9 protein-coding genes are annotated in these 14,252 nt (G+C 40.3%); 2 read left to right on the top strand and 7 right to left on the bottom strand.

Annotated features, from left to right (window positions below; genetic code table 11):
* Positions 1–40: 40 nt before the first annotated feature.
* From GJ691_RS13075 to GJ691_RS13045, 7 genes are read right to left on the bottom strand one after another with little or no spacing between them, the layout of a single operon-like run.
* A complete protein-coding gene (locus GJ691_RS13075; protein ID WP_246200182.1) occupies positions 41–1,357 on the bottom strand; it encodes a PNGase F N-terminal domain-containing protein in 1,317 nt (438 codons plus the stop codon).
* 51 nt (positions 1,358–1,408) lie between these two features.
* Positions 1,409–3,757 (bottom strand): GH92 family glycosyl hydrolase, encoded by a 2,349-nt coding sequence (locus tag GJ691_RS13070; RefSeq protein WP_246200181.1) that lies wholly within the window; start codon positions 3,755–3,757, stop codon positions 1,409–1,411.
* 2 nt (positions 3,758–3,759) lie between these two features.
* Complete coding sequence (locus GJ691_RS13065; RefSeq protein ID WP_154367582.1) at positions 3,760–6,015, bottom strand: GH92 family glycosyl hydrolase; 2,256 nt, start codon at positions 6,013–6,015, stop codon at positions 3,760–3,762.
* A 4-nt stretch (positions 6,016–6,019) separates the two neighbouring features.
* A complete protein-coding gene (locus GJ691_RS13060) occupies positions 6,020–7,099 on the bottom strand; it encodes a carbohydrate-binding family 9-like protein (protein ID WP_154367580.1) in 1,080 nt (359 codons plus the stop codon).
* A gap of 15 nt (positions 7,100–7,114) precedes the next feature.
* Entirely contained in the window at positions 7,115–8,077 is a 963-nt protein-coding gene (locus GJ691_RS13055; RefSeq protein ID WP_154367578.1) for a glycoside hydrolase family 130 protein, read from the bottom strand.
* A 32-nt stretch (positions 8,078–8,109) separates the two neighbouring features.
* The gene (locus tag GJ691_RS13050) at positions 8,110–9,987 is read right to left on the bottom strand and encodes a sodium:solute symporter family protein (protein WP_154367576.1); all 1,878 of its coding nucleotides are present in this window, start codon (positions 9,985–9,987) and stop codon (positions 8,110–8,112) included.
* 6 nt (positions 9,988–9,993) lie between these two features.
* A complete protein-coding gene (locus tag GJ691_RS13045; RefSeq protein ID WP_425481744.1) occupies positions 9,994–12,252 on the bottom strand; it encodes a GH92 family glycosyl hydrolase in 2,259 nt (752 codons plus the stop codon).
* Between the two features lie 155 nt (positions 12,253–12,407).
* On the opposite strand from GJ691_RS13045, the gene GJ691_RS13040 reads away from it, so the two are divergent.
* Together GJ691_RS13040 and GJ691_RS13035 are read left to right on the top strand one after the other, a co-directional pair.
* Positions 12,408–13,538, top strand: a complete 1,131-nt coding sequence (locus tag GJ691_RS13040) for a sensor histidine kinase (protein WP_343033487.1) — start codon at positions 12,408–12,410, stop codon at positions 13,536–13,538.
* Positions 13,538–14,248: a LytR/AlgR family response regulator transcription factor gene (locus GJ691_RS13035; RefSeq protein WP_154367572.1), complete on the top strand. Its 711-nt coding sequence runs from the start codon at positions 13,538–13,540 to the stop codon at positions 14,246–14,248. Before GJ691_RS13040 ends, GJ691_RS13035 begins: the two co-directional genes overlap by 1 nt.
* Positions 14,249–14,252 lie beyond the last annotated feature (4 nt).

Below are 14,252 nucleotides of genomic sequence, written 5' to 3'. Positions count from 1 at the left end.
TTTTTAATTTCTTATACCCTTAATGAATCTATATTCTAAGTTACTCTGTGTATGTTATATATGCAGAAACAAGCCAATGATTGAATTGATCCTTTTTATTGGCTGTCCCAGGTATTTTAACTTGTAATCCGTGCAATCCTTTTTTGAGTGCACCCAATGGAATCCTATAAGGCATTACACTGGAACCGGGGCACCAATTTGACCTTGATAGGTCCGAAGAAGCTAAACGCTCTTCAATCTCCTTAAATTCCCGTTCAAAATTTTCATTGTAAGCATATGCGGAATCTTTTTTCGTCCATACCCCGGAAGATGGATTAAACCTTCTGAATGATGCACAATCATCCCTCCATGGAATTTTGCCAAACACCAATTTTGAATCAAAAAACACTTCGTTTTTCAATTTAATGAATTCATCTCCCCCACTATGACCCCCATGCCCTGTTGTCGTATAATACAACTTCACATTCCTCATTTCCTGGTTTGTGCTAAAGTTCAAATCAAGGGTCTTGGCGGCAAAGAAATCGGGTATTTTTTGTCCTTCAACATAATACACCGTATTCAGTAAGGGCAAAACTTTTAATTTAGGCCTAGGCCTTCCTGAATATTTTAAAGATACATCAACGGAATATCCATCCGGAGTCCAAGTATCTATCCATACTCCAATATAAAACTCTCCGGTTACCACAGATTCGAGCTCCGAGATATCCTTCTCCCAAACTACTTCGTTTTCCCATTTGGGGATATAAACCGGTCTATTATATTTAATTTTGGGATACTTTTTTTCATCACTGTAATGCCCCACTCCGAACGGAGACATAAAACGCATTAATTCCAAGGCAGGTACATATTCATTGGTCTTTAACACCCCTCCAAAACCCTTGTCCCCAAATGAGTTTGCAGGAAACTTTTCCTTACCCAAAGAAACATCGATAACATCTATGAGTTCCGGGTTCGTAACCACAAAACAAGAGCCGGATTTATCCCATTTGTCCCCATTGGACCTTAGTTTGACCTCAATCGAAACATCGGTTCCCTTCTTATAGACAGGGACTTTAATTTTTTTATAAACAACACGCCCATTTTGCAGCCTTTTTACCGTAACGGTATCACCTGTTTCACCCCCAAAATTTACTAGCTGATCTTTAAAAACCTCAACGCTGAATTCTTTTGGCTCCTGTAAAGGTGAATTATTTTCTATGGGACTTGGGATATTTTCAGCAACCATCAAACTACCGCCAAAAAGGTCTTTTGAAGTAGTTTTGTCCCCAGACTTGACCGAGGCGTTCTGAGCTAAAACCGAAGCGCAAAGCAAGCCGAAAACCAATATAAAAACTACCAGTAATGCCCTATTTTTCATAACATTTTTAGTTATATGTTTTTAACGATCAAAGTCCATCAAAACCAAAACCTATTTTGGATTACTTAATGAATAGGGCACCGACGACTCATCACTTGCCCATTCTTTATTGGGTTGATTATCCATTGTGAACTGCAATGTGCCTCCCTTTATAATGTCTTCATATTTTATATAGGACTTATTGTAATCCACACCGTTCAAACTTGCCGATTTTATGTAAAAATCATTCTTGCTGTTATCAGGAGCAGTAATTTCAAAACGATTGCCGTTTTCCAAAGAAATACTGGCTTTTTTGAACAAAGGACTTCCAATAACATATTCATCCACACCAGGTGTAACCGGATAAAAACCAAGAGAGCTGAATACGTACCAAGCAGACGTTTGCCCATTGTCCTCATCACCACAATATCCGTCAGGAGTGGCGGAATACAATTTGGTCAATACGGTTCTTATTTTTTCCTGTGCTTTATACGATGCATTGGCGTAATTGTACAAATAAATCATGTGCTGTATGGGTTGGTTCCCATGCGCATAGTTACCCATGTTCATGATCTGCATCTCCCGTATCTCATGAATGGTAAACCCGTAATAGGAATCATCAAAATCGGGGGGCATATCAAACACGGCATCCAACTGGTTTTCAAAGTCTTTTTTCCCTCCCATTAATCCGATCAATCCATTTATATCATGGAATACTGACCAGGTATAATGAATACTGTTTCCTTCGGTAAAGGCATCTCCCCATTTCAAGGGATTGAACGGACTTTGAAAAGTGCCGTCCTCATTTTTACCACGCATCCATTTTGTAGATGGATCAAAGAGGTTTTTATAATTCATGGAACGTTTATAGAACGTATCGGCCAATTCGGTTTTTCCCAATTTCGTTGCCATTTGCCCAATGGTGAAATCCGCATAGGCATATTCCAAGGTTCGGGCCGCATTTTCGTTAATGCCCACATCGTAAGGTACATAACCTAATTCATTATAATAATCTATCCCTTCCCTACCTACGGAACGAATAACATTCCCATTAGACAATGGCCTGTTCTCCGATGTTGTAGCATTTTTGACCATGGCCTCGAGCAACACCTCACTATCGCCCATATCGATCCCCTTTAAAAAGGCATCGGCAATAATCGGTGATGAGTTTGAACCGATCATACAATCCCTATGACCCGGACTGGCCCATTCTGGCAGCCAACCCGATTCTTTATACGTATTCACCAAACCTTCCATGATATGGCCATTCTGTTCCGGATACATTAGATTAAAAAATGGGAAAACCGCTCTGAAGGTGTCCCAAAATCCGTTATCAGTGAACATATATCCCGGCAAAACCTTGCCATTATAGGGGCTATAGTGTACAATTTCGTTGGACTTATCCAATTCGTACATTTTTCTTGGAAATAACAATACGCGATACAAACAAGAATAAAAAGTTCTTATATGATCTATATTGTCATCTTCTATTTGGATTTTACTAAGTTCTTTTTGCCAAGCCGCCGTGGCTTTTTCTTTAGTGGTTTCAAAAGTATCTTCCCCGATTTCCCTATCCAAATTCAACTGTGCTTGCTCGGGGCTTATAAAAGAGGATGCTACTTTTACATGAATTTCCTGACCTCTTTTTGTTTTAAAACCAACTATCGCCCCAACATGGTCACCTTCATTTTCTTTTGAATTTTCACTCAATTTCCAATTGTCGCCCCAGGTATGGTTCAGTTCAAAATCCGTATCGAATTCAGCCACAAAATAGTTATGGAAATTCTCAGGAACTCCCCCACTATTATTTCGACAATACCCGATAATCTTTCGTTCTTCTGGGATTATCTTGACCATTGAGCCTTTGAAAAATCCATCTAAAAGAATATAAGATTGGTCTTCCGGAAAGGTGAATTTAAAATGTGCCGCCCGTTCTGTTGGGGAAACCTCGGCGACTACATCATAATCTGCCAAATACACGCTGTAATAATCTGGTCGTACGGTCTCCGCCTTATGTGAGAAAAATGACTCCCGCTCATCTTCCTGATATTTTAAATCGCCTGTTACCGCCATTAAGGAAAAGGCCGCATAATCGTTGATCCACGGACTAGGTTGGTGCGTTTGCTTGATTCCCCTTATTTTTTTGTCGTGGTACTTATACGTCCACCCGTCACCCATTTTTGAGGTCATGGGTGTCCAAAAATTCATTCCCCATGGTGTTGCGATTGCCGGATAGGTATTCCCGTTCGAAAGACTAAAATCGGAATCGGTCCCCATCAACGGATTAACGAAACCCAATAGATCTTGTTCTTCACTACTTTCCGTAACAACCGTTTTAGAATCCGCCTCATTGCAGGCCGTAAAGAGAAACATGGCCATAATAACGGAAATGCCGATTTTCAAATGTCTTCCTGTTCCCATAATTATCTATATATTTTATTTTTTTCGGGGGATTTCAATTTTTTCCCATCCACATTCTCAGGGTCGTTGGTCATCACATAAACCAATTCACCACCCGAAATGACTTCGCTATGTGTGATGAAATTCCTATCCAATGTTTCCCCATTTAAAATTACGGATTCAACGTATTTGTTTTCTGCCGAGAAATTCTTCTGGATAATCCTGAGTATTTTACCTTCTCCCACTTCAACTTCAACCTCTTTGAACAAAGGTATACCCAAATCATAAATGCCTTGTGCCGGATTTACAGGATAGAAACCAAGTGCCCCAAAAATATACCATGACGACATTTGCCCACAATCTTCATTACCACAATGGCCATTTGGCGCATTGGCATATTGTTCTTTCAGAATTTGTCGCACCAAAGTCTGTGTCTTCGATGGTTGATCTAAATAATTATAAAGATATGCCACATGATGGCTGGGTTCGTTCCCATGGGCATATTGCCCGATCATTCCCGTACTGAAAATCGGGAGTTTGTCACCAGCTTTGGGATAATAGGTGAACATGGAATCGAGCTTTTGGTTAAAACGCTCCTTACCCCCTGTTTTAGTTATAAGCCCTTCTATATCCTGAGGTACGTACCAATAGTATTGCCAGGCGTTACTTTCACAGAAATAGGGTGAGTATTCCTTGGGAACAAATGGTGTAATAAAACTGCCATTTTCATTTTTTGGCTGTAACCATGAGGTCTTTTCATTATAAAGGTTCTTCCAATTTTCGGAACGTTTCAAAAATTCCTTATAATCCTGTTCATGACCTAAATCCTTGGCGAACATCGCAATACACCAATCATCATAGGCATACTCCATCGTCTTGGATACCGACCAATTCTCGTGCCCGTCATCCACAGGAATGAATCCCTTTTCCCGATAAACATCTATTTGGCGATCATTGACCATTGCACTTTCCTTACATGCCTTATATGCCAATTCCTTGTCAAAAGCAAACCCTTTGAAATAAGCATCGACAATTACCGGCACCGCATGGTAACCGATCATCATATTCGTTTCATTACCTTGCATGGACCAAACCGGTAAAATCCCAGTTTCCTTATAATGCGCCAACATGGATTTTACCATATCAGCTACCTTTTCTTGTTGGATTATCGTGTATAATGGATGCGCGGCCCGAAAAGTATCCCAGAGGGAAAAAGTATCGTACCGATCAAAACCTTGTGCTACACCAATAGTATCATTGGCCGCTTTATATTTTCCATCCAAATCGCTCAACAAGGTGGGTGCCAACATCGATTGATACATCATAGTATAGAATGTACCTTTTTTGTCCCTATCGTTGCTACTAACCCGTATTTTCGATAGTTCTTGCTGCCACACCTCTTTGGCACTTTCTTTATAACAATCAAAACAAAAACCCTTGGTTTCTTCAGCTACTGCAGCATCCGCACCTTCAAAACCAGCTGTTGAAAGTCCGGTTTTGATAATCAAATGCTCACGATCGACCATAGCATAGTTCAACTCAATTTTCGTATTGACACCTTTGACGGGCGCATTTACTTCCTGACCGTCTTTATAAACCACATAACTTCTGAAGGGTTTTGAAAAATGCATTGAAAAGTAAAGGCGTTGGTCCTTGGCCCAACCTGCCGACATCCGGTACCCCCTTATAAATGAATCATTGACCACCTCTACATAAGTATCGGTCGGTTTATCCCAGTTAAGTGCATAACCAAGATCCACAGTTACCTTGGTACTGTCATCGGCAGGGAAAGTATACCTTTGTACACCTACCCTTTTGGTTGCCGTCATTTCCGCTTTTATATCAAAATCCAACAAATCAACCGAATAATATCCCGGAGAAGCACTCTCTTTTTCATGGTCAAAGGTTGAGTAAGGCCGGTATCCGTTTTCCTTGATTCTTTTAGACGACCTGCTGTTTGATGGCATGACCAAAATATCATAAAGATCCCCGGCACCCGTACCGGTAAGATGCGTATGCGAGAAACCACTGATTATGGTATCTTGATAATAATAACCGGCAATCCTATCCCATCCCGGGATTCCTATATCTGGGCTCAACTGAACCATCCCATAAGGCACGGTCGCACCGGGATAGGTATTACCCGGACCATCTGTACCTATAAAAGGATTTACAAATTGGGTCAAATTTTCCTCTACAATGGGTTGCCCCTTTTTCTTGCAAGATGTTTGGAACAGTAGTCCTGTAAAAACAAAAAATACAATTCTGTATATACGCATAAAATTAATCTACACTTAAAAATTTACCATCATCCTTGATCATCAAAGTTTTTCCCGTAAACGGACTTTTTGCCCAAAGAAGAAACCCTGATTTCTGGTTTTCCAATATTGGGGTTATCTTTTTTCCCAAGATTTTTTTTGACTCCCTAAAAACCTGTCCGTCCGCTTTTTTCCAAGCAACTTCCTGTTTATCACTATTGATCAAATCACGGTACAATTCGTAGAGGTACCATTTAACATGCTCATCTTCGGGTATTGTAAAAACATCTTTTGACCCAACCTGCTTCTCAGAAAAATAAACATACCCCCATTTTTCGGGCTCATGCATATTTATTACCCATTGCGGGGACCAAACCCAATTGTATTCCGGTAAATATTTACCGGTTGCATCTTTTTTCCTGGAATACCTTCCATCGGTCACAACAAAATCCCAATTGACCCTTGAAAAACCAAAACGCCAGAATTCGTTGACAGGGATGTTATTATGGGAGTTTGCTTCTTTCAGAACATCCCATGGAATCCCGATCTCCACGCTCCAACCCGTATCTATATCATTGGGATTATTCAAGGTGCCATCTACATGTACCGCCGTCATTACACCTTGAATGTCCCAATTATCAAGTACTTTACCTTGATTTCGGTAAGGTTTCGTCAAGAAAAGATCCCAAACCGTATTCAAGGCATTCATTTCAAACTCCATATAATTATGGGTATCCCCATCGGGATCGATAAAAATCTCGAAATCGTTGTTATAGAAAATGACCGTGTCCCTTTGCTTTAATGTTCCCCAAACGTTTGGCTCTTCCATTTTTGCTAAGAAATACAGGTAATCTTCATCCCAAACCATTTTCATTTGGGTCTTATAAGTAGGTTCTTTTTTTCCTTCTATATCAATAAAAGAATCACTCCATTCGGCTTTTTCCCAAGAATCCTCATTGCCTAAACCGTCAATTTTTATTTTATCCACAGTTTTAAAAGACACATACTGCCTAGGTGCTTCTTGTGCCACCAGCCAAACAGTCCCCATGTACAACAAAAGAAGTATTAGGCTGATTATTTTCTTGGTATTCAACTCGTGATCCATAACTAGGGTATTGCGTTAAAGGCTATTCTTCTTTGTAAATTCCAGGATTTCCGAAATACGCCCGAATGCCATTGCGGTAACGGTATCTGCCGCGCCATAATAAAGCGCCACTTTATCTTCTTCTATAGAATGTAAGGCCGCACAAGGGAATACCACATTGGGTACATCACCTACTTGCTCATATAATTCAGTAGGAGCCAATAAGTAGGGCTGTGTTCTATATTTGACCTTATCAGGTTCGTTCTCGTCCAATATTGCCGAACCAACGGAATAACGGAAACCGTTACAGGTATTGATAACCCCATGGTAGAAAATGAGCCAACCTTCGTTGGTATGGATGGGAACGGTACCCGCACCGATCTTACAACTCTGCCAAGCACTATCTTCAAAAGGGGTCACTTTCATAACACATCTATGTTCGCCCCAGTACTTCATATCCGGACTGAAACTCACATAAATATCCCCAAAAGGTGTATGGCCATTATCGCTGGGGCGACTTAGCATCGCATAACGCCCATTAATTTTATCAGGAAACAATACCCCATTTCTATTAAAAGGTAAAAAGGCATTCTCACACTGAAAGAATTCCTTAAAATCAAAAGTATAGGCGATACCAATGGTTGGTCCGTGATACCCATTGCACCATGTAACCCAATATCTATCCTCGATGAACACGACCCTGGGATCATATTTATAATCAGATTCTATCATTCCGGTATTTCCGGCCTGCATCTGAATGGGTTCGTGATTTATCTCCCAATGTATACCATCTTTACTGAAACCCGCAAAAATATTCATTTGAACGGCTTTGTTATCGCATCGGAACACACCGGCAAAGCCATCTTCGAAAGGTACGACCGCACTATTGAAAATACTATTGGATGAAGGTATATCGTTCCTATTGATAATGGGATTCTCACTATACCGCCAAAGTACATCATTACAATTATCAGGTCTATCTTGCCAAGGAATTTTCATTCTATCTCTTTCTTTTATTTAATTTATACAATTTAATTCGGGATTTTTCTGATTTTGTCCAACCAAGTATACTTCAGGATTATCGAAGTAACCAGAAAAATACCCAATGCCGCCCATGTTTTGGGATAATCCCTAACCATGAAATATATCGGTAAAACGATCATACTTGACTGCCATATAATACCTATACCACAATTTGCCATGTCTTTCCAAAATTCGCCGTTCTTTTTTATATGGTCCCCTTCATTGTTCAATGCTTCAACAACAGGTTTCCAGTAACCCCATGGATGCACGTTCTTATAAAAACCCTTCAAGGTTTCCATACGGGTGGCAGGAGTTAAAAAGGTACCAAGGAACGACCCTAACAGGGACACCGCAAAAATAATCGGAAAGACGTAAATGGCGGGTATTTGGGCAAGATCATGCAACCATGTACCCACTTCCAAATTTGATTTGTTCTGATCTAATATAAACTGAAGGGTCGCGATCAACAAACCAGAGGCCATACCCCAGAAATACCCCCAACCATTAAAGCGCCACCATATCCATTTTAAAAAGTTAGCAGCAACATAACCACCGAACAAAGCGCTGGTTATCCAAAGGGTGAGTGAATTTATCGATTCTGCGAAGAAGCCCATAAAAACCCCAAGACCAACCACTAAGATCGAAGCAATATGACTTGCTTTTATATAATGTTTATCCGAAGCCACGGGTTTAAAATATTTCTTATAGATATCATTCACGATATAAGCCGGGCCTGCATTGACGAATGCGGAAAAGGTACTCATGAAGGCTGCCAACAACCCAGCCAAAAGAAGCCCTTTGATCCCTACTGGAACATGAAAATTAATGACCTTGGGAAGTATAACTTCCAATTCGGCCCCTGTTAATCCGGCATCGGCCGCCATCCCGGGACCAAGAACCACTAATGCGATGACCACGATACCCGCAATAAGCAAATACCTAGGAATATAAAGCACCAAGGCCGTGAAACCACTCATATAGGCAGCTTCCTTAACCGTGCGGGTAGAAAGGATACGTTGCATGTCAAAACCAGGCGTAGGGCCTGCAATACTGGCAAAGAAACCTTTAAAAAGTGACATGCCGATAAAAGCACCGAACATTTTATATCCTTCTGAATCTATTAATTTGTTGAATGAATCGAACTTATCGCTCCAATGTACGCCCAACTCCCATCCAAAACTGACATTTTTCCATTCATCCGATATTATGGAATTGATCTGAACATCCGAAAATTCATAAAAAGCATATCCGGCCACTAAAATACCGGCTATTACCATAATAACGTATTGCAGTACCTCGGTAGCGACAACGGAGAACATACCTCCTTTGACCGTATACAAGGTAGTAAGACCTATAATGATCAAAGCATAGGATTGCTCGGAACTTAGCAAAACAGATTCACCGACCTGCAATGCAAAATCCCACGGTAAAATAACTGTCATGAATTTACCCACCCCTTCAAAGAAATAGGCTATGAACCCTACGGCCGCGACTACGGCAAAAATGGCCACGATACTATGGGCGGCCCTACCTGCACGGTCATCACCAAAACGGGTCAGCATCCATTCCGAACCGGTCATGATATTGGATCTCCGAATCCATACGGCCAAGAACATCATGATGAATATTTGGTTCCATACAGGCCATAACCACATGAACATAAAACTTTTTACGCCATAAAGGAACAGGATACCTACCATCCAGGCAGTTCCGGAAACATCGAACATGCCCGAACCGTTACTAAGACCCAAATAATACCATTTGATACCGTTGCCCCCTAAAAAATAAGATTTAAGACCCTTTGAAGCCCTTTTAGATACCCAAATACCTACAGCTAGGGTAAGGACAACATAAAGAAGAATTATCGATACATCTATAATGTTCATACGACCTTATTTAGTTGCGGTTTGTACTCCCCAATGTTTATTAGGTTCAGGGCCCATTTCGAACTCTAGGGTACCACCTGAAATAATATCGTTATGGGTAATGAAAGTTTTATCAAGAGGTTCTCCGTTCAGTTTTACGGATTGTACATAGATGTTCTCTTTTGATGTATTAGGGGCCAATATCACGAAAGTCTTATCTTGGGATAACTTAATGGTGGTTTTTTCGAATATGGGACTTCCTATTTCATATTCGCCCGAAGCTGGGTTCATAGGATAAATACCCATGGCACTCATAATGTACCACGCAGACATTTGCCCACAATCCTCATTTCCACTCAAACCGTCTGGCTGAGTACTATATTGCGTGTCCATTATTTTTCGTGCCCAATATTGGGTACGCCATGGGGCACCTGCCTTGTTCAACATATAGGCGATATGGTGGCTCGGTTCGTTACCATGGGCATATTGCCCTATGAGTCCTGAGATATCCGGGGAAACATTATGACCACTTAAATCGGAATCCTCAGTAAAAAGCTGCTCTACCATTAAGGCAAAAGACTCTTTTCTTCCATGTAGGTTTATCAATCCGTCTACATCATGCAATACATACCAGCTATGTTGCCAAGCATTACCCTCAGTATAATCGGTATCTTCTATGTGGTTTGATGACTTGGGATCAAAAGGCTCGTGAAAATTCTTTCCGTCTTTCGATTTACCCCTTAAGAAACCTGAGCTGATGTCGAAAAAGTTCTGGTAAGCTTTAGATCGTTCATCAAAATATTTGAAATCTTCTTCGTAGCCCAATTTCTTAGCCACTTGCCCTACACACCAATCATTATAGGCATACTCAAGACTTATGGAAACGGACTGATCCATTACCTCAAAAGGTATATATCCGTATTTCTTATACGCTTTCAATCCCCTTTCATCGCCCATCATGGTCTCTTTCATGGCACCATATGCTTTTTGCACATCAAAAGCCGAATGTCCTTTCATAATGGCTTCGGCAATAATGGAAACGGAGTGGTATCCGGGCATTGTCCCTGTTTCATTACCGGATAAAACCCATACCGGCAACACCCCACTCTCATCATAATAGGCCAACATGGATTTGACCATATCGTCTAATCGGTTGGGATCCATAATACTTAACAAAGGTGTTTCCGCACGATAGATATCCCACAAGGATAAAGATGAATACATCTTGAAATCAGTTTTGGCAATACTATCGTTCTGCATTCTGAATTCCCCGTTAAGATCATTGAATATGGTCGGGGCCACTTGGGCATGGTAAAGTGCCGTATAAAAAATTGTCTTTAAACTATCTGTCGAGGTCTCTACCTTGATGTTGGACAAAAGACCACTCCAATCCCCCTGTGTCTTTTCACGCACATCCCCAAAGCTTGAACTGCCCTGTAACTTTAAATTCTCTTTGGCATTCTCGATACTTACCGATGATACGGCAATTTTAACCTCAACACTTTCCGTATTATCCTTAAAGAAAAACTGCCCTCCTGCTTTTACACCATTCACTTCTGTCGCCGCAATGCCTATCGATGTATCCCCTATGAATCGCTGTTGAATGATCGGGCTTGAAGTTTCTATGGCAAAAAACACTTTTTGGTTTTTTGCCCAACCCGTACTAAAACGAGACCCGACAATATGCCGACTATCCTCCATCTTTATGCTACTCTCGAGTGGCTTGTCCCAATTGACCGCATATCCCAAATCGATAACAAAAGAAGGTTCACCTGCCGATTTATAGGTATATGTATGATACGCCACATAATCATTAGCGGTAAGCTCAACCTCAATATCAGGATCTTTCAAAAGTACCTTATAATACCCTGGGGAAGCTTCTTCATCTTTATGTGAGAAATAGGATGTATATGGTAAAGAATCCCTTTTTTTTCCAAACAACCCTAGATCCATCTCCGAATTGGTCGGCATCAAAAGCACATCGGCCAAATCACCTATACCCGTACCACTCAGGTGCAATTGTGCAAAACCCGATATAATGGAATCGGTAATATGGTAACCCGAACACCAATCCCAACCGGTAGTACCGTTGTCAGGACTTGGCTGTACCCGACCAAAAGGCGAAGTGGCCCCAGGATAAGTATGCCCGTGCCCTCCCGTTCCAATGAACGGATCCACGTAATCAACAATACTCTTTGATTGTCCTAAGGTTTCTTTTTTCTCAGTACAAGAGGAAATAATAGCTATTGTTACAAAAGCTGACAGCAAGTAATTTTTCATCTTTATTGGTTAGTTTAGAAATCCGGATAAAACACTTCGGAATATCATAATTGGAAGGATTATTATAAAATTTAAGTAACTTACCCCCGCAATTATGACATCATAAATATTTGTACTTTTTACTACAAACCGAACATTTTTAGACCAACAACGACAGACAAATGCCCAACGTCATCAAAAATGAACTAAATCCTGTACAAAAACATGCCCCCGTAAACGAACGGGTTAATGGTTTTTTCAGGAAAAAGATGTCCAAAGATTATGACATCACTTATGTTCACCACATTACATTTTGGTCTATTTATTTTATTTTCAACACATTAAGATGGAGTCATGTTCATAGTGATTTACTCTATTCCTTAAAGACAAACCTTATCGGTTTCCCCATACACATTGCCCTTTCCTATTTTAATGTGTATTACCTTATGCCTAAGTATGTTTACCATAAAAAATACGTCTCTTACGCACTCTTGGTATTGGGCTCATTATTGATCATGCTCTTGGTCAAATTCAATCTCACGTATTATTTCGTCAGTACCAATGTAATGCCAGAGGCGACCGAGGTTGTAAACACCTTAACCTTGAACTATGCCATAACCACTATGCTCGGGGAATTGTACGTGGTATCCTTTGTGACAGCAATAAAAATCACCGCGGACTGGCTTCGGGAAACCAATAAATTGCACGATCTGGAAAAACGGCAGTTGACCACTGAATTAAAATTTTTGAGATCACAGGTTTCTCCCCATTTCTTTTTCAACACCTTGAACAATATCTATTCCCTTACTCTGGAAAAATCAGATAAGGCACCGGAGGTCGTACTAAAACTGTCGGAATTGATGCGCTATCTCTTATATGCGTCGAACAAACCAAAACAAGACCTAAAAAAAGAGATCGATTGTATACAGAATTACATAGATTTGGAACGGATACGTTTTAATGATTCCTTGGTGGTGAACATGAATCTCTCAGGCAATCTGGAGAACAAGAAAATATCCCCCATGCTGCTTATAACGTTTATTGAAAACTGTTTTAAACACGGGGCCAGCCAAAGTATTGGGAAAATGTATATCGATGTCAATATCAGAATCGAAGGCGATGTTCTTTTATTCAAGGTCTCGAATACCATTCCTGAAAAAAGAAAGAAGAAAAAACCTTCCTCTAAAAATGGTGGCATAGGGCTATCGAATGTAAAAAAACGGTTAGAATTGGCTTATGCCAAAAACGATTATGACCTACAGATTTATGAGAGGGACAATGTATTTCATGTTGAATTAAAGATAAAGGTATAATGGAATTAAAAGTGATTATTGTAGATGATGAACCATTGGCCATCAATGTAATAAAGAATTATATAGAACAGGTTAAAGAACTGGAACTTGTTGATACGTTCTCCAATGCCGTGGATGCATCTACCTATTTACAGAGCCATAGTGTAGATATTATTTTTCTGGATATCAACATGCCTATTTTAGATGGTTTGGAGTTCCTTAAAACATTGCACGAGGCCCCCATGATCGTCATAACCACCGCACATGAGGAATTCGCTTTGGAAAGTTATGATTTGGAAGTCATTGATTATTTGGTAAAACCGATTCCTTTTCCCAGGTTCTTAAAATCGGTCAACCGTATCTTAAAACTGAAAAAATCACACGGAACGGTCGAACGCACCAGTAACAATGACCACCCCAGTATTTTCGTCAAGGTCGACAAAAAGAAATTACAGAAAATCTATTTGGACGAAATAGTGGTCGTGGAAAGTTTAAAGGATTATATACGGATAAAAACCACAACGGGTAAATATATCGTTCATAAAACCTTGAGCAGTTTTACCGAAGAGCTGCCGGCCGATCAATTCATCCGTATTCACCGATCTTTTACTATCTGTATTGACAAAGTACAAGTGGTTGAGGGCAATAGTCTCGAAATCGACAATACGCGCTATACCATAGGACGTAGTTATTTAAATGATGTAAAGGCAAAAATATTGAACACTCAATAAAATT

The sequence above is a fragment of the Maribacter luteus genome (assembly GCF_009674825.1).
Taxonomy (GTDB): domain Bacteria; phylum Bacteroidota; class Bacteroidia; order Flavobacteriales; family Flavobacteriaceae; genus Maribacter_A; species Maribacter_A luteus.
This window is presented reverse-complemented; position numbering and strand designations above follow the sequence as displayed.

Coding starts and splice junctions, on each gene's coding strand:
- GJ691_RS13075 (WP_246200182.1), bottom strand. CDS start 1,357: ATGAAAAATAGGGCATTACTGGTAGTTTTTATATTGGTTTTCGGCTTG.
- GJ691_RS13070 (WP_246200181.1), bottom strand. CDS start 3,757: ATGGGAACAGGAAGACATTTGAAAATCGGCATTTCCGTTATTATGGCC.
- GJ691_RS13065 (WP_154367582.1), bottom strand. CDS start 6,015: ATGCGTATATACAGAATTGTATTTTTTGTTTTTACAGGACTACTGTTC.
- GJ691_RS13060 (WP_154367580.1), bottom strand. CDS start 7,099: ATGGATCACGAGTTGAATACCAAGAAAATAATCAGCCTAATACTTCTT.
- GJ691_RS13055 (WP_154367578.1), bottom strand. CDS start 8,077: ATGAAAATTCCTTGGCAAGATAGACCTGATAATTGTAATGATGTACTT.
- GJ691_RS13050 (WP_154367576.1), bottom strand. CDS start 9,987: ATGAACATTATAGATGTATCGATAATTCTTCTTTATGTTGTCCTTACC.
- GJ691_RS13040 (WP_343033487.1), top strand. CDS start 12,408: ATGCCCAACGTCATCAAAAATGAACTAAATCCTGTACAAAAACATGCC.
- GJ691_RS13035 (WP_154367572.1), top strand. CDS start 13,538: ATGGAATTAAAAGTGATTATTGTAGATGATGAACCATTGGCCATCAAT.